Raw genomic sequence first — 20,453 nt, 5'->3', positions numbered from 1 at the left:
AGGTGAAATTTGATTGGCTGCAACTTATAGCTTTACGATAGTCATAAATTTTCCCCGCACCAGAAAATCATAAGTAGGTGAAACCAATTCTGACTTTTATTTTTCTATCTGGTTCCTCACGTACATCTAAGGAAACTCGATATGCGAACCAAAATAAATCATCATCAAATAACGAATAACCATAGTACGAAGGACTTGAAATGTTCATTGAATCTGACGATTTTAAAATCATAAAACCTTCACACGCCATCCAATATTTAACTTTTTTAAAATCATAAAATGAATCTATATATTTTTTATAAATAATATTTTCTATATTTTCTTTGCCTTTATTATTCCACCAATAATCAAATTTATATTCAAATATTTCTTCTTTGCACTCTATGTAATTATCACGATCTACTTTACACCCCTTTATATCCGCCCCACCGCATCGATTTTCTTGCTTTAAACGCATTTCAGCAATAATAAGATTTTTTGCTTTTGGCTCAGCATAAAGCTTGCACCAAGAGAAATATCCAATCAGCACGATACCCAAGGCTGCAATTGGTCTGAAGGACCTCTTGTTCATATTGCTCACAAGATCCATACCCCCTTGGCACCTCTCCAAGCGCATCACAAATCACGAGCGCGCGGCCTGATCCGATAAAACATAGGAAATTCATTCTCAGCGAAAACGCAGAGCACCCCTGAAACGCCCGTCAAATACAAAAAATAACACCCCTGATTGGATCAATTATTCAAGGCACGCCATGGGTGTCAAGCGAATATGATTATGGCAAGTACGCTTGACGGAGCTAAAACCGATTTCGCGTTCTCCTGCCGAAGGTAGGCTCACAGCCGCGTATGAAAACGCGCCGAAAATTATAATTTAAAAAATCAAACTAATGACAAAAATTTGTTATTGAAAATAACCAAACAAGAAGCTTGTCCTGTTATCATCCCTCTGATTGCACGGCAGCTTTTGTGTAACCGACAGAATAGGAAGATCCATTGACCCGTTTTCTCACCACCCTCGCCCTTGCCTCTGCCCTGATCCTCTCAGCCCACCAGGGCTTTGCTCAGGCACCGAACAGCGACCGTTGCGTCAAGGGCGGCATGAGCGATTGCCAATCGAAGCCTGGCAAACCGACACAGAAGAAAGCCGCCACCCACGAGCGCACGCATCAAAACAAGCTGCCTCCTCAAAAAGCGGCAAAACAGCATCGCGGCAAGTCCGTCGATCCGATGACGACCTGCGGCGTGGGTTCTAAGGCTCCCTGCAAGCCGCAGCGGCCATAAATTCAAGGCCTGCACCGAGGGTGGAGGTGGAGGTTTGAACCGCGACAGCGCCGTGCGTTAAAACGCACAAAGGACGCTGTAACACTTTAAATCTACTGCATAATTTTCTCCTCCCATTTAAGGAATGATGCAGTAGAAGCGGCTTTTCTATAAGTGAGTAGGCTCTATAAAGAGGTCGACAAAGTCGGAAGCTTTGTCGACCTTTTCCTATGAAGGAATAGCAAGCGCGATCTTCGATCGCCTCCAGAGTTTGTCAGGGAAAAGTGGAACCCGGTTTTCCTAAAAAACAAACGAAAACAGAAAAATCTGGAGTTTGCCTGGTTCAGTGTGAGCCTGACAGACTCCAGGTATCAGCCCCTCTTCCACCAAAGCGGATCGGTATCGGCGACGACGATATCATGGGCGTCAGCCTGCCCCAGCCAATCGGCCACCGATCGGCCCTCTACCACAAGGTCGCAGCCGATATCGCAAAGTGGCTGAAGAACGAAAGCTCGCTGCACCATGCGCGGATGCGGGATCGACAGGTGATCCTCCTCGATATTTTGGTCACCATAGAGCAGAATATCGATATCGAGCGTGCGCGGGCCCCAGCGCTCCCGACGCTCGCGTTTCATCACCCGCTCAAGCTCCAGACAAACCGAAAGCAGCGCGGAGGGCGGCAATGTGGTGCTGACCAGCGCGCAGCTATTGAAGAAATCCGCCTGATCCAGCTTTCCCCAGGGCGGCGTGCGATAAAGGCGCGAGACCGCCAACACCGTGCAATCCGGGCGCTCATCCAGGGCTTTCAATGCTGCTGCCATGGCATGCGCGGGATCGCCGATATTGCCACCCAGCCCGAGCGCTGCGATCACCGGGGCGCGCTTATCGATGATGGTCAACGGAAACCTCGACATAATCGAGCATGCCGGTAATCGGCGCGCTCGGCTTGCGCACGGTGATTTTCGCTCGCAGGATCTGTTCGAACCGATCACATAGCGATTTAGCGATATCCAGCGCCAAAGCCTCGATCAGATAGCGCCGCTTGCCGGTGACGATCTCTTCAATGAGGTTGAAGGCCACGCCATAATCCACCGTTCCGGCCAATTCATCGGTTTCCAGCGCCGAGGAAAACCGCAGCTCCAGTTCGGCATCGATGAAAAACCGCTGCCCCAGAAATTTCTCCTGCTCATGCAGGCCGTGACGGGCGAAAAACCCGCAATTCTTCAGGGTGATTGTATAGGTGTCAGCCATCGATCCGTCCTTCCCGCAGCCGCGCCTGCGCGGCGGGCCCGTCATCGGGGGCCATGGTTAGCATTGCATCTGCCACTGCCAGGGCATCGCGATTTGTCCTTACATCATGTACTCTGAATATGGCAGCCCCCTGTAGTCTTAGCAGAACCGAGCTTGCCGCCGTTGCCGCATCACGCCCCGCGGCGTCGCGCCCGGTCAATGTGCCGAGGAAGCGCTTGCGCGACGTCCCCACCAACAGCGGATAGCCCAGATCGAGCAATTCATTGCAACGCGCCATCAGACCGATATTGGCCTCCACGGTTTCCTTGGCAAAGCCGAATCCGGGATCGAGCACAATCGTCTCTGCTGCTACAGCTGCATTACGGGCGATAGCAAGCGAGGGTTCGAAAAACAGCCGCTGATCGGCAATCGGATCGGCCAGCACGTCGCGGCCCCGGCCGGTATGCATGATGCAGAGCCCTGCCCCGGCTGCGGCAGCCACATCGGCAATCTCCGGCTCGCGCTGCAATCCATGCACATCGTTGATGATATGGGCACCGGCGGCCAGCGCCAGCCTCGCCGTCTCGGCCCGATAGGTATCGACCGAGATCAGCGCGTCGGTGTCGCGCGCCAGGGTTTCGATGACCGGAAGGATGCGGTCCTGCTCCTGGGCGGCAGACACGGCATCCGCCCCCGGCCTCGTCGATTCGCCACCGATATCGAGGATATCGGCGCCATCCTCGAGACATTGCAGCGCAAAGCGCAGGGCCTCGTCACGGCTGGAATGGGCGCCGCCATCCGAAAACGAATCCGGGGTGACGTTGACGATCGCCATCAGGCGGGCCTGAGACCCGAGCGTCAAGCTGCGGCCATGGGCCAGGCGCCATTGGTGAGTTGAGATCTTCACGCGGTTTCCTCATGACTTGCAGAAAAGACCGTTGCCGAGACGGCGCGGGACGCCATATACAAGGCAACAAGACTGGCCGTAACACTTTATGCCAGCTGCATATTTCCTTAAATCCGGTCGGGTTCGGGGATTTATGCGGCCTTTCCTTGAAACGGCTGAAATTCGCAGTGAAGATCACCTTGAAAAACAAGGGTTGTTCAGAATGGCTGGCACATCAGGTCGATGTCGGCGCTGTATGCCCCAAACCGGGACCAAGTTCAATGTCGTGGATACGTTCAATGGCCAAAAGAAAAGGCACTCTGGTTTGTGCCGCGCTCGTCTCCCGCGTGATCGTCTCCGGCGTGGTACTCGTTGTCATCGGCACGGCAGGCATGGCGCAGGCGGAAACCATTGTCCGCAAATCAACCGTCTATTTCCCGATTGGCGGGCGGACAGCGACTGATCTCGACCACGAACTGGAGCGCAAGGGTCCGCACACGGTCAGCACCGGAACCCGCCACCCGGGCGCGACCCGCATCCGTTTTGGCGGCACCATGGACTATGTTCGTCATCGGGGCAGCTGTGCCATTGGCAACATCAAGGTGACGGTATCCATCAAGGTGATTGTGCCACGCTGGAAAAACCGCGGATCGGCCAATCCGCAACTGGGATTGATCTGGGATACGCTATCGGCCGATATCAACCGCCATGAATCGCGCCATGCCGAAATCGCCGTGCAGCACGCCCGCGACCTCGATCAAAAGTTAAAGGCTCTGCCCAGCGCCACCACCTGCGAAGAGCTTCAGGAAGAGGTCTCAGTGCTGACCGATCAGGTCACGCAGGAACACGACGCCGACCAGTTGCGGTTTGACCGCATCGAAGCGGTTAATTTCAACGACCGGATCATGAGGCTGTTGAAATATCGCTACACGAAGACGCAAGCCCATCACGACTGATAGAGCCAGCGTCTTCGACACATTCCTGTGAGATGTCGCGCGCTTTTCACAGAAGAAAAACGGATGCGTGGATTAGCCCTGGCGCTCCGGCACATGCACCACAAGACCGGCCAGCGCCGGGGCGATCTTGATCTGACAGGAAAGCCTGGAATTGGGCCGCACATCAGTGGCGAAATCCAGCATATCCTCTTCCATCGGCGCCGGACCGCCGGTCTTTTCAACCCAGGCTTCGTCGACATAGACATGACAGGTGGCGCAGGCACAGGCGCCGCCGCATTCGGCATCAATACCGGGAACAGAATTGCGAACGGCATTTTCCATCACGGTCGAGCCATCGGCGGCATCAAGGTCAAAGCGGGTGCCATCAAAGGCGACAATGGTCAACTGGGTCATGGGATCTATCCGGGGCTTGAAGAGCACGCCGTGCGCAACAGTCAGCACGTCACGGCGATGAAGACAAAGACGACACTCTGACCGGATGAACAAGGCCGCTGATATCAGCGGCCGGCGCAGCCGTCAGGCGCGCAGTCTTCTGACAAATCCGCACACCAGTCAACCGGTGCATAGCAACCTGTAAGCCTTGACTGGCGCGGACACATCACGACGGTTCAGATACGGCAAAGCTTCAGAATGAAATGCTCGGCTTCAACCACAGTTGCGGTAATCGCCGCAATCCGGGCTGCATCGGGGCCTTTGCCTTCGACTTCGGCAGCAGCTTCTGCCACCTTGAAGGCACCGACGGCACTGGCCGCACCCTTCAGGCGATGGGCGATGGCAACCGGATCAGCGGACGCGTTGGCGAGACCCTGCAGACAGCTGCGCGCCTGCTTTGCAAACATCTGCAAAACCTCGATTTCCAAGGCCTTATCGCCCATGGTCTGCGTGGCAAGATGGACCAGATCGATCGGTCGTGCCTTGGACGGGCTCAGTCCGGATTGTACTTCTGGAGCTTCGAAAGCGATATTGACGGCAGCCATGACCCTTAAGATCCTTTTTGTTATGATACGGTTCTCATATTCAGGATGGTTGTCAATCGTGGGATTGGGGTTAAATTCGGGCCAGACGGCTGCGGATATTTATCCTTATGGTTAATTTCCGTTAAAGGCCGTCAGATTATGTGTTTTCGCGGCCTGAGATCCTTTAAATTGTGTTAATAAGCCTGATATCTCTTTGGGATAAGCCGTGCCGTTAATTGTAACAGTATCTGGAATGTGTCACTACGGAACGGGTAGAAAGGCAGATTGGGTCTTAGGCTTTGCTGCTAAACCCTGTAGTGCTATGGATGACCATTGCAGGCCAGGGAATTGAGCGCAAATCTGGAGAGATCTGCCGAAATTCAGTCCGGATGGCCGGGAAAACCGGCCAAATGGGTGCGGGGACTGGATGATTAAGGTGTTAGCCGCGTTTGCCGGGCCTTATAAGCAATCCGGTCGGGCAATGCGGCCTGAGTAGGCGTAAGCGAGGCGTACCTATGGCGACCAAAAAGACAAGCGAGTCGATTGACGATAGCGCTTTCCAGGCCCTCGAGGCAGCCCTGAGGATCGACTTCGAGGAAGAAGACGATACGCCAGTGCGTGGCCCCGCGCCTGTAGCGGCGGAGGCAAAAGTGTCCGACACACCGAGACAGACCAGGCCTGCACCACGGACCTCCGCGCCGCAAGCGGATACGACAGCTAATGAAAAAGAGCGGCTGCGGGCCGCGGCCCAGGCAAAAGCTGCCAAGGCTCCAAAGCCTGCTTCCGCTACGACCGCCGATCCTGCGCCTAAGTCCCCTTCCCTTGCCCCTGCCAACGATGCGTCCCGCCGCAGCTCATCCGCCGTGTTGAAATCGCTTGATGCCGGATCGATGGGCGGCGCGTTGCGCAATGCCACCATCGTTTCGATTCTCTGGGGCGCCGGTGGCCTGGCTCTGTCGCAATTGCTCTATGGCTCCCAGATCTGGAGCGGCGGCGCTGCCGCCATTTTCGCCAATCCGGGCATTATCGCCATTCTCGTTGGCACTGTCCTGCCGATCTTCGTGTTCTTTTCCTTTGCCATCATGATGTCGCGGGCGCAGGACATGCGCAACGCCGCCCGCTCCATGGCAGAAGTCGCCTTGCGCCTGTCCGAGCCAGAAACCGTCGCCTCCGAGCGTATCATGTCGGTCGGTCAGGCCGTGCGCCGCGAAGTCTCGGCGATGAACGAGGGCATTGAGCGCACCATCGCGCGCGCCACCGAGCTGGAAACCCTGGTTCATTCCGAGGTGACCGCGCTGGAGCGCAGCTATACCGATAACGAGCTTCGGGTTCGCAGCCTGGTTCAGGAATTGTCCGCAGAACGTGACGCCATCGTAAACCATGCCGATCGCATCCGCTCCTCCATCGTGGGTGCCCATGACCAATTGAAGGAAGATCTGTCGCTGGCGACAGAAGAAATCGGCATTCGACTGGCGACATCAGGCGAGGCTTTTGCCTCGATGATCGATATGCGCGCCGCGACGATCATGGAGAAATCCAACACCGCCGCCACAACGCTCGGATCGCTGCTGACCGCCAAGACCGACGAAATGGTCCAGACTCTGGGTGCCGCCGGATTCTCGCTGTCGAGCGAATTTGATAACCGTTTGCAGGCCCTCACCGGCTCCATGTCTACCCATGGCGAAGAAATCCTGCGCCAGTTTGAAACCCGCGCCTCGACGCTTGACGCCAACACCGAAAAGCTCAATGCGGCACTGAACGATCGCGCTCGTCAGTTGAATGAAACGCTGGTCGCCCGCACCCGTGAAATCGCCCAGAGCTTCACCCAGGGCGAAGCGTCGATCACTGGCAGCCTGGATAGCGCGCTGACACGCCTCAACACCTCTCTCGAAGAGAAATCGGTTTCCTTCCGCCAGAGCCTGCAAACCAATGCCGAAGACGCGCTTGTTGATATCGACATCCGCTCCGGCCTGTTTGAAGACCGGATGCAGGCGACGATTGGCCAGATCAACGCCACGTTCGACGACCGGATGACCGAATTCGCCACCGCTTTCGATCAGCGTGCCGGCACGCTGGACAGCAAGCTGAACGAAAGCCTGCTGCGCATCAACGAAACCATGGCGGGTGGCTCGGAAACGATTGATGGCATCCTGACGACCTCGATCGACCGCCTCGGCAATACGATGACCGACCAGTCTTTCGCGCTGGCCGCAACCCTTGGCGGCAACCAGGAAGCGTTGACCGAAGCCCTTTCCAGCCATTCACGGGAACTGGCGGACGCCCTCGAGCGGCGGCGGCGCGAACTGGACGAAACGATTTCCAACGCCCAGAGCCGCATCGACCAGATCATGGCCGAACGTGGCACAGCCTTGACCGAAGCCCTCAACACCAGCCAGACCCGTTTTGACGAAACGCTGGGCAGCCGCTCGGAAGCGGTGATCAACCAGCTCACCGGCAGCCATGATCGCATTTCCGACCTACTGCAAAATGCCTCTTCCGGCATTGTCGAAGCTGTCACCTCCTCCGAAACCCGTCTTGCTAACACGCTGGACCGCAAGGCACAGACGATCATTGAGGCCGCCGATGGTGCCGACGCCCGTATTGAGGCCGCCCTCAGCGACAAGGCCGATGCGATCCGCGCCGCCTATGAAACAAACCATGAGCGGTTGACATCGGTTCTGGATGCCAAGGTCGAGCAACTCGAACAGACGGCCCTGGCCGTCGATAGCCGTGTCGAGGCTGCTTTTGGCAACAAGGCGGATGCTATCCGTGCGGCCTATGAAGAAAGCGAAGCGCGCCTTACCCGTACGCTCGACGGCAAGGTCGACCAGATCACCGATGCAGCGACCGAGGCCGATATGCGCATCGAACTTGCGCTCGGCAACCGCATGGACACGATCCGCGCCGTCTATGAAGACAGCGAAAGCCGTTTGGCCAGCACAATCGATGCAAAGCTTGGCGCTCTGACCGAGACACTCGGTAATGCCGATAACCGCATTGAACAGGCGTTTGGCACCAAGGCCGATCAGGTTCTCTCCGCCTATGAGCAAAGCGAAGCGCGCCTTGCCCGCACGCTCGACAGCAAGATCGAACAGATCAGCGACGCTGCCTCTGATGCCGACATGCGCATCGAACTGGCGCTCGGCAACCGTATGGACACGATCCGCGCCGTCTACGAGGAGAGTGAAAGCCGCCTTTCAAACACCATTGATGCCAAGCTTGGTGCCCTGACCGAGACGCTTGGCAATGCAGACGTTCGCATCGAACAGGCGTTCGGCACCAAGGCCGATCAGGTTATCTCCGCCTATGAGCAAAGCGAAGCGCGCCTTGCCCGCACGCTCGATAGCAAGATCGAGCAAATCAGCGACGCTGCCTCTGATGCCGACATGCGCATTGAGCTGGCGCTCGGCAATCGCATGGACACGATCCGCGCCGTCTACGAGGAGAGCGAAACGCGCCTTTCCGGCACAATCGATGCCAAGCTCGGCGCTCTGACCGAGACACTGGGAACTGCCGATAGCCGTATCGAGCAAGCCTTCGGCTCCAAGGCTGACCAGCTCCGTGCCGTCTACGAAGAGGGCCAGGCCCGCCTGACACAGACTCTTGACAGCAAAGTCGACCAACTCAGCGATGTGGCGGCAGAAGCCGATATGCGCATCGAGTTTGCACTGGGCAGCAAGGTCGATTCGATCCGCTCTGTCTATGAAGATAGCGAAGCGAGACTGGCTGGAACCATTGACGCCAAACTTGGCCAGTTGATCGAAACTGTCGGTTTTGCCGATAGCCGTGTCCAGCAGGCACTTGGATCCAAGGCCGACCAGATCCGTGAAGCCTATGAAGCCAATCACGGACGTCTGGCTGAAATGCTCGACAGCCGTATCAATCAGGTCATGGATACCGCCACGGAAGCCGATCTGCGCATGGCGCTCGCCTTCGGCAACAAGGCTGATGATATCAGGGCCGCCTATGAAGAAAACCAGGGCCGTCTTGAGCAGTCACTGGAAGCCCATTCCAGCCGTTTGACGGAAACGCTTGGCCAATCCACAGACCGCGTCGAACAAGTCTTTGGCCGCTCGACCGACCGGGTTGAGCAAGTCTTGGGGTCTGGCGTCTCGCGGATCGAGAGTGACATTACCGGCAGTGTTTCGCGGCTGGAAACCACCTTTGAAGACAATCACAATCGCCTGCGCCAGACGCTGGACGAGCGTGGCAACGCTATCACCAATGCCTTGCAGAATGCCCGGAGCGGATTGGAAGAAACCCTCAACGAACAGGGCATGGCCATCGGCGCCTCGATCGCCGCCAGCGCTGGCATGCTGGAAATGTCGCTGGAAGAACAGCAGGACAATCTGCGCTCCACCATCGACGCTTCAAGCCGTGATCTTCAGGACAGGCTGCGCGGTTCGGCTGGTGCCATCGCCGGAGAATTCGGTCAGGCTGCCCGCGAAATCAGCCGCACGGCAGAAGAGTTCTCCACACGGGTCGAAGGCTCGCTGGACGGCGTCGCCAACCGGTTGTCCGAAACCGGCGCCCGGATCGAGACCAGCCTCGGCAGTCTCGAACAGCGTATTCAGGGCAGCCTCGAAGGCGTCGACCTCAAGGTCAGCAATGCCGGTGACAATGTTGCCGCCAAACTCTCCGAAAAAGTCTCCGATCTGGAGCGCGTCACCACGGATGCAACCCAGCGTATCGAGCAGACACTCGGCGATGCCACGCAGCGTGTTGCCGACACATTTGATAGCCGCACGTCTGTTATCGATGAGCGCCTGTCGACCATGGACCGTGCGCTGAATATCGGCTTGCAGAATGTGAACAACACCATCGAGGGCAAGGCCGCAGGTCTCGCCTCATCGTTGCGCGAAGCCGTTATCGGTGCCACCCGTGAGATTGACAGCGAGGCGCAGAAGTCCGCCGAATTGCTGGGCCGGACCGGCCAGGAATTCTCCGAGACCATGAATGCCCGCAATGAGGAATTCACCCGTTCGGTTCGCGAACAGGCGGAAGACCTGACACGCCGGATCTCCGACACCCAGAACCGGCTTGCCGGTCAGGGCGCTCAGATTGCACAGAGCTTCTCGGATGCTGGCGATGCCATCGTCAGCAAGGTTTCAGCAGCCGAGGCCACCATCACTGCCAAGGCGGGAGCCATCGCTGGCACGTTGACCGACGCCGAAAAGGCCCTGGAAGAACGTGCCACTGCGATCCGCGCGGCACTATCTGCAACAACCGGCGACATGACCGACGCCCTCGACAGCGTCGACAAGGCGCTGGACGCCCGTGGCAATGCCATTCGCACCACGTTGGACGAGCGCACCCGCGAGCTGAATTCGATGCTCTCAGGCCGCACGTCGGAACTGGCTCGTCTGATCGAGGAAAAAGCCAAGCCGACCGTCGAGCAATACGCCCAGGTTGGCCGCGATGCCGTCGAACGGATCGCCCAGGCCGCCGACCAGAGTGCCCATAGCTTGCGCCAGGAAAATGCCAAGCTGGCCGATGCTCTGGCAGCCCGTGCCGCCGAAGCGGCTCGCCAGATGAATGCTGCGGAAAACAGCCTGACATCCAGCGCTGGCGAGATGATTGACCGCATCAGCGAAACCAACCAGACGCTGCACGCCGTCGTCGAACAGGCCGCCCAGTCCATGGCCAATGCTGACCGCCAGTTTGGCGCAACGACTGACCGCCTGGCCGCGACCACCCACAAGGCCGCCGATGTCTTGGCGACGTCTGGCCGGTTGCTGGAAAGCAATCTGGAACGGCTGTCGAATGTCTCCAACCAGGCTCTGTCTCAGGTGACGGGCATTGTCGGCCGGTTCGGTGATCATGCGAAAGTGCTTGGCCAGGCGTCCGAATTGCTCGGCGCAGCGCAGTCCAACCTTGCCGGTACACTGGAAGAGCGTCAGCAGGCCCTGCGCGACCTTTCCATCGGCATCGTCAAGCGGTCAGAAGAGATCGAGAATACCATGAAGTCGCTGGCCGGCATGGTCGATGGCGCCTTCAGCCAGGCTGAGCAGCGCTCCAGCCAGGTAGCAGGAAACCTGCGTCAGGGGATTGAGACATCCTTTGCGGATATCGGCCAGATCCTCGGAGAGACCGAACAAAAAGCCAAGTCCGCCGCTGGCTCCATGCGTGACTCACTGCTTTCGGCTGGCGAAGACGCAACCCGCGCCATCGAACGCACCTTGGGTGATGCAGAAAAGCGCTCCAGCGAGTTGGCAAACCGCCTGCGCGGTGGCCTGTCTTCATCGCTTGCCGATGTAGACCGTATCCTGGCAGAGGCCGGCCAGAAATCCGATGGCACCGCCAACCAGATGCGCGAAGCTGTGCGGTCGGCTGTCGAGGATGCCCTTGGCCGGTTCTCCGGTGCCACCGACGAGATCCGTCGTTCGGCTCAGGAAATCCGTCAGGAACTCGACCTGACCCGCACCGAACTGAAACGCGGCGCCTTCGACCTGCCGGAAGAAGCCAAGGAAAGCGCAGGCGCCATGCGTCGTGCTGTTGCCGAGCAGATCAAGGCTTTGCAGGATATTTCACAGCTGGTGGGCCGCAGCGCCCAGCAGCTTGAAATTTCCACGCCTGCGCCTCGCGCTGCCGCGCTTGCCCCTGCTGTTGTTCAGCCCCAACCGGTTCGCCCAGCGCCGACGGTTCAGGCCCAGGCTCCAGCCCCACAGCCCGCACCAGCTCCTGTCCCTGCCCGTCCGGCAATTTCGGCCGCGCCAGCCCCTCAGCAAACCCCACGCCCTGCCGTCAGCCCTCTTGGCCTGCGTGGCAGCCTGCAAAGCGAACAGCCAGCATCGGCTGCGGGCGAAGGCTCCGGCGGCTGGATCAGCGACCTGTTGCGAGGCGCTTCGCGTGAGGAACAGACGATCACCTCACCTGCCCGCGCTACTCGCCCCGCTGGAGAAGCACCGCGCAGCAATGACAGCCGCAACCCGCGCCATATGGTCGAATCGCTGAATTCACTTTCGGTCGATATTGCTCGGGCCATCGATCATGATGCCTCGGTAGACCTGTGGCGCCGCTACCAGCGCGGCGAGCGTGACGTCTTTACCCGTCGCCTCTACACGCTGAAGGGCCAGCAGACCTTTGATGAAATCAAGCGTAAATACGACCGCGAACCTGAATTCCGCACCGCCGTCGACCGCTATATCGCTGATTTCGAAAAGCTGCTTTCCGACGTGGCCCGTACCGACCGCGACAAGTCGATCACCCAGTCCTACCTGACGTCCGACACTGGCAAGGTTTATACCATGCTCGCTCACGCGGCAGGTCGGTTTAGCTGACAGCGATTGAATATCTGAATATGAACAAAACCCCGGAGCGCAACTCCGGGGTTTTGTGTTTGTAAAGTTCAATTTTTAGCGGCAGGCGCCGATGTCATCCCTGCCGAACGATGGCGCCAATGACATTGATGACAAGACGTGCGGCGGTCAAAGCGGAGAGGTTATCAATGTCTGCGTGAGGATAGAGTTCGACGAGATCGAACCCGGCAATTCTTCCCCGCTTGCCGATACCCGCGATCAGGTCGATGACCTGGGTATAGGTAAGACCGCCAGGCGTTCGAGCCGCCACACCCGGCATGACCGAGGGATCAAGACCGTCGCAATCGAGAGTGATGATGGTTTGCGCGCCCTCCGGGATGTGCTGGAGCACAGCTTTGATACCCCGAGCGTGAACTGTGCGAGAGGTTATTATCCGACTGCCATACTGCTGCGCCGCCTCAATTTCGGCAATACCTGCGCTGCCGACGCCGCGCATGCCAACCTGCACGATCCCGGCAACATGCGGCATTTCACTGATCCGGCGCATCGGGCTCGAATAGCCATATCGTTCGCCATCTTTGTCGTCGCGCCAATCAATATGGGCATCGATTTGCAGGACCCAAACAGGTCCGTGCTGCGAAAAGCCAGCGACAAATGGAATCGGAATAGAATCATCGCCGCCCAACACGACTGGTACAGCCGAAGACGCCAAGATCTCCCGTGTTTTCGCCTCGATTCTAATTCGATTACCAAGATTATCGTGCAGGATTGTCGAGACATTACCGACATCGATGCAGCAAGCCGGTTTGTTATCGAAAAGCGGGCCACCAAGATCGAAATCCCAATGGTCGATCAACCCCGCATCTTCCTGGCTGGCAACGCGGATAGCATCCGGAGCCAAGGCGTGACCGCCGCTATCTTGTCCGGCATAGGTACTGCCGTGACCAGCTCCGACAATCACTATTTCGGGTTTACGCCCGCCGGAGAGCCATTCGGGAAAGCCAAGAAATGAAGGTCCATTGCTCATTTTCTAGATCCTGGTTCAATGCCCTAAGGAGCAGCCGTTGCGAGGATTTGCAGCATTGCCACGAAATGGCTTGTTCGAATGCCTTTGGGATTTTGTGAAGCGTCGACAACCTGGACAACAACCAAGCGTTTTTGAGGAATAACTGCTATAGCTTGACCGCCATAGCCGGATGCCAGCGCCGCTCCGTCCCCGAATACGGCAGGGTTCAATGTCCACCAGAGATAACCATAACCCATGCTTCCCCGATCGGTTTGGGAGTAAGGCGTTGTTGAGTCCTTGACCCATGATGCGGGAATAAGCTGCCTGCTGTTCCATCGACCGGCATCCAGATAAAGCTGACCAAAACGAGCAGCGTCCCTGGCGCTGAGATTGACCGGGAAAGCAGGATGCTCCGATTGCGCAACGGTGACATAGTGGCCGTCACGCGTCGAGAAATCCTCCATGCCGAGCGGCGCAGCGATGCGCTGCGCAAAGCTCTGGAAAATATCCTCACCCGTCTGCTGGCGATAGATCGTGCCGAGGGCATTGAAATCCCAATTATTGTACCACCAGAACGAGCCCGGCGCATGGCTTCCACGCTCTGGCCGTTTGCGCCGCATCTCGTCAGTTTCAGAGGCCGCACGATGATAAATTCCTGATCTCGCCATCAGCAAGTCACGCACCGTCGCTTGTTTTTCTGTCACGGTAAGGCCGGGAGGCTTGTCATCAATCTTCAGATTCTCAAGCGTATTCTCGAGGTTTATGTGGCCTTCGGATACGGCAATTCCGTAAAGCGCACCCAACAAGCTCTTCCGGATCGACGCCACGTTCACTTTGCGTGAAACGTCACCCCAACGCGCAATGACCTTTCCATCCTGAACCACCATAACGGCTGTCGGTTTCAACCGAGTGGAATAATCTTGAGCGGCTTTCAGACTGTCGACCTTCCATCCAGCTAACGCCGGATCAATATTCTGCCAAGGCTGCGCATGGGCACGTTCCAGGGAGAGCGCCATTAACAGACACAGGAAGACTTTGAAAAGTAACCGTTTGAGCATCCAGATCAGCTTTCGCACTCATCGCGGAAATTCTATACGTATTTTGCTTTCAATGCTTGAGTGCAGATTTTTATCTTTTCCGCCGTCCAAAAGCAAAACCCGCCTTGCGGGCGGGTTTTGTCTGTATTGTCTTGATGATCTGAAGGCCTCAAACCAGTCGGCTCTGCTCCAGAGCCGCTTCCACGAAGCTCTTGAACAGCGGGTGCGGGTCCAGCGGGCGGGACTTGAGTTCCGGGTGATACTGCACGCCGACGAACCACGGGTGATCGGGATATTCCACCGTCTCCGGCAGAAGACCGTCAGGCGACATGCCTGCAAAGACCAGACCGCAATCTTCCAGCCGTTGCTTGTAATCCACATTCACTTCATAGCGATGGCGGTGACGCTCGGAAATCTCGGTAGAGCCGTAAATGTCGGCAATCCGCGAATCCTTCTTCAGGGCAGCCTTATAGGCACCAAGACGCATGGTGCCGCCAAGATTACCCGCAGCAGACCGCTTCTCAAGCTCATTGCCCTTCATCCATTCGGTCATCAAGCCGACGACCGGCTCAGATGTCTGACCAAATTCAGTCGAGGAGGCCTGTTCGATGCCTGCCAGGTGACGGGCTGCTTCCACCACGGCCATTTGCATACCAAAGCAAATGCCGAAGTAAGGAACCTTGCGCTCACGCGCAAACTGGGCAGCCAGGATCTTACCTTCCGAACCGCGCTCACCAAAGCCGCCCGGTACCAGAATACCATGAACCTTTTCGAGGTAAGGAGCCGGGTCTTCCTTTTCGAATACCTCGGATTCGATCCACTCAAGCTTGACCTTGACGCGGTTGGCAATGCCGCCATGGTGAAGCGCTTCGATCAGCGACTTATAAGCATCCTTCAGGCCGGTATATTTGCCGACGATGGCAATGGTAACTTCGCCTTCCGGGGTACGGATGCGGTTGGAAACCTCTTCCCAGGCATCGAGGCGTGGCTTGGGAGCCGGTTCGATGCCAAAAGCGGCCAGGACTTCATTGTCCAGCCCTTCCTTGTGGTAGGCCATGGGCACGTCATAGATATTGGCAACATCCAGCGCCTGAATAACCGCCGATGGGCGGACGTTGCAAAATAGCGACAGCTTGCGACGTTCCGGTTCCGGAATCTCACGATCCGCACGCACCAGCAGAATATCAGGATGAATGCCAAGGGCCTGCAATTCCTTGACGGAATGCTGGGTCGGCTTGGTCTTCAACTCGCCAGCCGCTGGAATGTAAGGCATCAGCGTCAAATGCACATAGATCGCATTGCCGCGTGGCAGCTCGTTGCCCAGCTGGCGAATGGCTTCCACGAAAGGCATGGCCTCGATGTCGCCCACCGTGCCGCCGATTTCGCAGATCACGAAATCATAATCGCTATTGCCCTCAACGATGAAATCCTTGATCTCGTTGGTGACATGCGGAATGACCTGAACCGTTGCGCCGAGATAATCGCCGCGACGTTCCTTGTCGATAATGTTCTTGTAGATCCGTCCAGTGGTGATGTTATCGGTCTTGGTTGCCGAGCGCCCCGTAAAGCGTTCGTAATGTCCGAGATCGAGATCCGTCTCTGCGCCGTCGTCGGTGACGAAGACTTCACCGTGCTGAGTCGGGCTCATGGTGCCCGGGTCAACGTTAAGATAGGGGTCCAGTTTGCGCAGCCGCACACGATAACCGCGTGCCTGCAACAAAGCCCCGAGTGCCGCAGCCGCTATTCCCTTACCTAGAGAGGAAACCACGCCGCCAGTGATGAATACATATCGCGCCATGGGATTCACCGGATACCGTTTCGATTCTGATTCCGCCAGCGTTATTTTTCATGCCGACGACAATACACACAAAGAAAAACCGGCGGACTGTTTAAGTCCGCCGGAGCGAAGATGAACGAGACCGATCAGTTGCCGGTCGGAACAGCGCCGGGCTGAGCCGGTGCGGGCGTTGTCGCAGCGCCGTTAGCAGGAGCCGGAGCGGTTGCAGGGGCACCAGGCAGCTGGTCAAGAATATTGCCGGAAGGGGCCTGCTGGCCAGCCGGAATACGATTGAGAATATCGGTCGGCTTTGCCTCGAACCGCGAAAGAATGCCAAGTCCGAGCGAGGTGATGAAAAACAGCGTCGCCAGGATAGCCGTTGTCCGGGTCAGGGCATTGGCCGCGCCGCGTGCCGACATGAAGCCTGAGCCGCCGCCGATCCCAAGCCCGCCGCCTTCGGACCGCTGGATCAGCACGACGCCGACAAGCGAAATCACGATTATGAGGTGAATGACGATCAGTACGGTCTGCATGGACGATCCATCCTGCCCACGTAGGGCCAAGTCAAAACAACATTCGGCGGCTCTCTACACGAGGAGCCGCCGCAAAGAAAGCCCTTTTCAACAAAGATCAGGCTATCAAATCCGAATAGACACCGTATATGGCAAGGAAATCAGCGGCTTTCAAGCTTGCGCCACCAATCAGCGCACCATCCACATTGGCGACGCCCATCAGTTCCCTGGCATTAGAAGGCTTGACGGAACCACCATAGAGGATTCGCATTTTCGCACCCTCATCGCCCAGCCGGCGCGTCAACTCGGCCCGCATAAAAGCATGAGCTTCTGTCACGTCAGCGATAGTCGGCGTCACGCCGGTGCCGATCGCCCAGACGGGCTCATAGGCAATGACCGTATCTTCGGCGAGCGCTTCGTCCGGCACGGAACCGGAGAGCTGACGCTTGAGAATATCCAGCGTCTGCCCTGCTTTGCGCTGATCGGCTGTCTCGCCGATGCAGATGATGGCCGTCAGTCCCGCCGCATGGGCCGCAACCGCTTTGGCGCGCACCAGATGGTCGGTTTCCGCGTGATCGGTACGGCGTTCGGAATGGCCGACAATCACATGGGTTCCGAAGCAATCAGCGACCATTTCCGCCGAAATATCGCCTGTATGGGCGCCAGATGCATTTTGATGGCAATCCTGCGCGCCGATCACCAGCGGGCTGTCGTCGCAGAGCGCGGTTGCCACGTAAAGCAGGGTGGCCGGCGGGCAAATCAGACTGTCCACGGTCTCGCTGAGCGGCCCTTTCACGCCCTCGGCCATCGCCTTGATCTGATCCAGCGCGTCGCGGGTTCCGTTCATCTTCCAATTGCCCGCAACAAGCGGACGTACATCTGGTGTCATATTGATCCAACCCACCCTTATTCCATGTTCCTGTTCAGCTGGAGGTCGCTTTTTTGCGCCTCAACCGACACCCGGGAAACCATAAACAATACTCTTCCACATCTAGACACCCTATAAAAGGACGTGGCGGCAAAAAAGGCAAGTTGCAATGCAGCATGCCGTTAATTCATGCAGAGTACACTTTAACCCTGTAATTACAGGGGTAACCACAGAAAGAGATTCGGGGCCGCTGGCGGATCAGAATCGGTATTGGCAAGACTTTTAAATTGTTCCGATGTTTCTCGATAACGGCGCTTCTCCAAAGCACCGATTCGGCGTATGCGGAAAGCTTGTTTCCCCTTAGTCAACCGGAGAGCCGCAATGGCCACCGTATCTCTTGAAGCTATCGACCGGCAAATCGCCCGAGGCTTCAAGGCGTTGCGGTTCAGCCCCGCCGTAGAAGCGGAATTTCTTCAGGAATATGTCGCCAATCGGGTCAAGCTGACACCATTCTGGGCGGTAATCGGCACACTTATTTACGATGCCGTTTTCATCGGCGACGCGACGATGATGGCCGATGTGTTCGATAAACTGCTGATCGTACGCTTCGGGATCTTCACGCCTTTCGCAATTATCAGCGTGCTTGCCGTCCGGCGCTGGCGCACGGCCCTTAATTACGAACTTCTGTCGCTGGGAATAGGCACGCTCAGTATTCTCCTGCCGATGTCGGTCGCAATCTACAGCCAAAGCCCGTACATGTTCGTCTATCAGAACGGCAATGTGGCTGCTTTCCTGTTTTTCGTCATTGCGCTGCGGCCACGGTTTCATATCGTGGTGATCGGCCTGACGCTGATGTGCGGCGTGCTGTTGAAAACCGCAAAACTGAACGGCTCCTTCGACGATATCACTTATAGCGGGTTGGTCAGTTTCTACATCACGATCGCGATTTTCCTGGCGCTCGGTGCCTATTTTCTCGAACACACTGATCGAATGAATTTTCTCAACAGGCTGCGTGCTGGCCTACTGCAAAAGCAGTTGGAGCATAACGCCGCCCGTGATGAGCTGAGCGGCCTGCTGAACCGTCGCTCGCTGGTACAGGTCGCGACCGACTTGTGGAAAGGCAGATCACCGGCAACACATGTTTGCGCCATCATGCTCGATATCGATGATTTCAAACTTTACAACGATGTCCACGGACATCTGGAAGGGGATGAGTGTCTGCGCACCGTCAGCCAATGCATTCGCGACAATGCCGGTGAGAAAGGCTTCGCCTTCCGCTACGGCGGCGAGGAAATGCTCGTTTTGCTACCAAATACGGATGTCGACGCCGCCTGTGCAATAGCAGAAGCCATCCGCCGGGCAATCGAGTGCATGAACATCCCGCACTTGGGCAAAGGCAGGGGCCAGGTGACAACGGCAAGTCTGGGCGTAGCGGAGGGCCCTACGGCAACGGTTTCGTTGGAAGACCTGCTGAACCGCGCCGACGCGGCCCTTTACGAGGCAAAGCGCAGCGGGCGCAACCGCGTTTGCGTGAGCGGGTCAAAACAGCTCGATCTGGAATTTGCCAGGGAAAATTGAAACCCTGCTTTCCCAAAATGACAAACCAAAACAGCAGATTCTAGCGAATTAGCCAGTTGAGCACGGCGCGCCAATCGGTCATGCGCACCGGTGTGCCGTGAGAACCGGTCAGAAACAACGTGAAGCGGGTTGGATAGCCGGTGCGGTGCAGACGTTCGTAAAGCGCGATCTGATCGCCGGCAGCATAGACGCTATCGCGGCTGCCATGGGTGAACCACATCGGCAGCTTGCGTTTGAAGGCCGCACTGGCGGTAAAATCCGGATCGCTGGCTCCGCCGAGAATGGCCATTCCGGACAGTTTCGCAACGATTCGGTCGTCACGGGTCAGGCCCCAACAGATGAAACTGCCCATGGACGCGCAGGACAACACCACTGGACGACCGCCGGAATGGGCCGAGGCATAATCGATCAGAGCCGCGACCTGCGTCACCCCCGCTTGGTCGAAGGAGCGCACGGAAGGTGCGTAATAGGTGCCGCCATTGTCATTGGCAAGATTTTTCAGCCGGTTGAAATTGCCGCCGAATTTGTAGTCGTCGGCCCCAAGGCGGCGGTCCCCGCCCCGGCCATGAATGAAAATCACCGTGAAGGCCGCACCATCAGCAGGTCCGGTCCTGGTCACATCCAGCTTGCCGGCATCACCGAGATCCAGCGTCTCATCCTTTTGCTGGTGACGCACACCGAGCGAGACGTAAGCGGATTTAACACGGCGCTCGGGAATTTCGTCGCGGCCATTGATGTCGCGCATTTCCTGATAGTCGATGGTCTGGAAATCACCCTTGTCGCGGCTTTCCAACACGGTCTGGCCGGAAAACAGCTCGTCCTTGAAAGGTTTGAGGCTAACGGCAGGCGCACTCGTTGCAGGCAACGAGCTGGCAACCGAGCAGAGAGCGGCCAGAACCACGGGGGCGAACAAATGAACTGTGGACATCCGCATCGGGATCAGGTCTCCTTAACGCCGCAGCCTTGCCACGCCACCGGGAGAAACGCAAAAGTTTTCCTCGACAAAAGGCTGAATGGACATGGTTTGACCAAGTGCGACATAATTCTCCAGCGTCTTTGCCGCAACAGGCAATTATGGAATGGTCGCGCTTGAACACAATCGGTTGATTGTTGCCAAGAATATGCGCT

16 protein-coding genes are annotated in these 20,453 nt (G+C 57.1%); 4 read left to right on the top strand and 12 right to left on the bottom strand.

The genetic code is table 11. From position 1 onward, the window contains the following. Window positions 1-67: 67 nt before the first annotated feature. Window positions 68-580, bottom strand: coding sequence for a hypothetical protein (locus tag AVCG78_RS06655; protein ID WP_143049414.1), 513 nt, complete (start codon window positions 578-580; stop codon window positions 68-70). Between the two features lie 413 nt (window positions 581-993). On the opposite strand from AVCG78_RS06655, the gene AVCG78_RS06650 reads away from it, so the two are divergent. After that, window positions 994-1,281: a hypothetical protein gene (locus AVCG78_RS06650; RefSeq protein ID WP_071206620.1), complete on the top strand. Its 288-nt coding sequence runs from the start codon at window positions 994-996 to the stop codon at window positions 1,279-1,281. Window positions 1,282-1,631: 350 nt separating this feature from the next. Here the strand turns inward: AVCG78_RS06650 and folK are convergent, their stop codons facing one another. The 3 genes from folK to folP form a co-directional block, all read right to left on the bottom strand. After that, complete coding sequence (folK, locus tag AVCG78_RS06645; RefSeq protein WP_234665114.1) at window positions 1,632-2,081, bottom strand: 2-amino-4-hydroxy-6-hydroxymethyldihydropteridine diphosphokinase; 450 nt, start codon at window positions 2,079-2,081, stop codon at window positions 1,632-1,634. A gap of 61 nt (window positions 2,082-2,142) precedes the next feature. Continuing rightward, window positions 2,143-2,511 carry a dihydroneopterin aldolase gene (gene folB, locus AVCG78_RS06640; protein WP_070164703.1) on the bottom strand — a complete coding sequence of 123 codons (369 nt, stop codon included), beginning with the start codon at window positions 2,509-2,511 and terminating at the stop codon, window positions 2,143-2,145. After that, window positions 2,504-3,397 (bottom strand): dihydropteroate synthase, encoded by an 894-nt coding sequence (folP, locus tag AVCG78_RS06635; RefSeq protein ID WP_071206624.1) that lies wholly within the window; start codon window positions 3,395-3,397, stop codon window positions 2,504-2,506. Before folP ends, folB begins: the two co-directional genes overlap by 8 nt. 278 nt (window positions 3,398-3,675) lie before the next feature. Between folP and AVCG78_RS06630 the strand changes: the two genes are divergently transcribed. Next, window positions 3,676-4,332: a DUF922 domain-containing Zn-dependent protease gene (locus AVCG78_RS06630; RefSeq protein ID WP_234665107.1), complete on the top strand. Its 657-nt coding sequence runs from the start codon at window positions 3,676-3,678 to the stop codon at window positions 4,330-4,332. A 72-nt stretch (window positions 4,333-4,404) separates the two neighbouring features. Here AVCG78_RS06630 and AVCG78_RS06625 read toward each other — a convergent pair whose 3' ends face one another. Both AVCG78_RS06625 and AVCG78_RS06620 read right to left on the bottom strand, forming a co-directional pair. After that, window positions 4,405-4,725: a 2Fe-2S iron-sulfur cluster-binding protein gene (locus AVCG78_RS06625; protein ID WP_015916026.1), complete on the bottom strand. Its 321-nt coding sequence runs from the start codon at window positions 4,723-4,725 to the stop codon at window positions 4,405-4,407. A 215-nt stretch (window positions 4,726-4,940) separates the two neighbouring features. Continuing rightward, window positions 4,941-5,309, bottom strand: a complete 369-nt coding sequence (locus AVCG78_RS06620) for an Hpt domain-containing protein (RefSeq protein ID WP_015916025.1) — start codon at window positions 5,307-5,309, stop codon at window positions 4,941-4,943. A 494-nt stretch (window positions 5,310-5,803) separates the two neighbouring features. Here AVCG78_RS06620 and AVCG78_RS06615 point away from each other — a divergent pair, with 494 nt between their 5' ends. Then, window positions 5,804-12,568: an apolipoprotein A-IV repeat region-like domain-containing protein gene (locus AVCG78_RS06615; protein WP_071585120.1), complete on the top strand. Its 6,765-nt coding sequence runs from the start codon at window positions 5,804-5,806 to the stop codon at window positions 12,566-12,568. 94 nt (window positions 12,569-12,662) lie between these two features. Here AVCG78_RS06615 and AVCG78_RS06610 read toward each other — a convergent pair whose 3' ends face one another. From AVCG78_RS06610 to tpiA, 5 genes are all read right to left on the bottom strand, one after another. Next, window positions 12,663-13,574 (bottom strand): agmatinase, encoded by a 912-nt coding sequence (locus AVCG78_RS06610; protein WP_071206630.1) that lies wholly within the window; start codon window positions 13,572-13,574, stop codon window positions 12,663-12,665. Between the two features lie 23 nt (window positions 13,575-13,597). Continuing rightward, window positions 13,598-14,629 carry a serine hydrolase domain-containing protein gene (locus AVCG78_RS06605; RefSeq protein WP_234665108.1) on the bottom strand — a complete coding sequence of 344 codons (1,032 nt, stop codon included), beginning with the start codon at window positions 14,627-14,629 and terminating at the stop codon, window positions 13,598-13,600. Window positions 14,630-14,759: 130 nt separating this feature from the next. Next, entirely contained in the window at window positions 14,760-16,397 is a 1,638-nt protein-coding gene (locus AVCG78_RS06600; protein WP_081363374.1) for a CTP synthase, read from the bottom strand. Between the two features lie 116 nt (window positions 16,398-16,513). Then, entirely contained in the window at window positions 16,514-16,900 is a 387-nt protein-coding gene (gene secG, locus AVCG78_RS06595) for a preprotein translocase subunit SecG (RefSeq protein WP_015916020.1), read from the bottom strand. A 97-nt stretch (window positions 16,901-16,997) separates the two neighbouring features. Continuing rightward, complete coding sequence (gene tpiA / locus AVCG78_RS06590; RefSeq protein ID WP_071206756.1) at window positions 16,998-17,768, bottom strand: triose-phosphate isomerase; 771 nt, start codon at window positions 17,766-17,768, stop codon at window positions 16,998-17,000. Between the two features lie 360 nt (window positions 17,769-18,128). Between tpiA and AVCG78_RS06585 the strand changes: the two genes are divergently transcribed. Further along, the gene (locus AVCG78_RS06585) at window positions 18,129-19,325 is read left to right on the top strand and encodes a GGDEF domain-containing protein (protein WP_071206632.1); all 1,197 of its coding nucleotides are present in this window, start codon (window positions 18,129-18,131) and stop codon (window positions 19,323-19,325) included. Between the two features lie 40 nt (window positions 19,326-19,365). Here AVCG78_RS06585 and AVCG78_RS06580 read toward each other — a convergent pair whose 3' ends face one another. Then, a complete protein-coding gene (locus AVCG78_RS06580) occupies window positions 19,366-20,259 on the bottom strand; it encodes a dienelactone hydrolase family protein (protein ID WP_071206634.1) in 894 nt (297 codons plus the stop codon). Between the last annotated feature and the right edge of the window lie 194 nt (window positions 20,260-20,453).

It is taken from the genome of Gillisella vitis (assembly GCF_021559775.1).
Lineage (GTDB): Bacteria > Pseudomonadota > Alphaproteobacteria > Rhizobiales > Rhizobiaceae > Allorhizobium > Allorhizobium ampelinum.
Note: the sequence above shows the minus strand (reverse complement) of the source record. Positions and strands in the feature narration are given on the sequence as shown.

What these genes read in the sequence shown, in the direction of transcription:
- AVCG78_RS06585 (WP_071206632.1), top strand. Translation starts at nt 18,129, where the DNA reads ATGGCCACCGTATCTCTTGAAGCTATCGACCGGCAAATCGCCCGAGGC.
- AVCG78_RS06610 (WP_071206630.1), bottom strand. Translation starts at nt 13,574, where the DNA reads ATGAGCAATGGACCTTCATTTCTTGGCTTTCCCGAATGGCTCTCCGGC.
- AVCG78_RS06625 (WP_015916026.1), bottom strand. Translation starts at nt 4,725, where the DNA reads ATGACCCAGTTGACCATTGTCGCCTTTGATGGCACCCGCTTTGACCTT.
- AVCG78_RS06630 (WP_234665107.1), top strand. Translation starts at nt 3,676, where the DNA reads ATGGCCAAAAGAAAAGGCACTCTGGTTTGTGCCGCGCTCGTCTCCCGC.
- AVCG78_RS06620 (WP_015916025.1), bottom strand. Translation starts at nt 5,309, where the DNA reads ATGGCTGCCGTCAATATCGCTTTCGAAGCTCCAGAAGTACAATCCGGA.
- secG (WP_015916020.1), bottom strand. Translation starts at nt 16,900, where the DNA reads ATGCAGACCGTACTGATCGTCATTCACCTCATAATCGTGATTTCGCTT.
- AVCG78_RS06615 (WP_071585120.1), top strand. Translation starts at nt 5,804, where the DNA reads ATGGCGACCAAAAAGACAAGCGAGTCGATTGACGATAGCGCTTTCCAG.
- tpiA (WP_071206756.1), bottom strand. Translation starts at nt 17,768, where the DNA reads ATGACACCAGATGTACGTCCGCTTGTTGCGGGCAATTGGAAGATGAAC.
- folB (WP_070164703.1), bottom strand. Translation starts at nt 2,511, where the DNA reads ATGGCTGACACCTATACAATCACCCTGAAGAATTGCGGGTTTTTCGCC.
- AVCG78_RS06580 (WP_071206634.1), bottom strand. Translation starts at nt 20,259, where the DNA reads ATGCGGATGTCCACAGTTCATTTGTTCGCCCCCGTGGTTCTGGCCGCT.
- folK (WP_234665114.1), bottom strand. Translation starts at nt 2,081, where the DNA reads ATGGCAGCAGCATTGAAAGCCCTGGATGAGCGCCCGGATTGCACGGTG.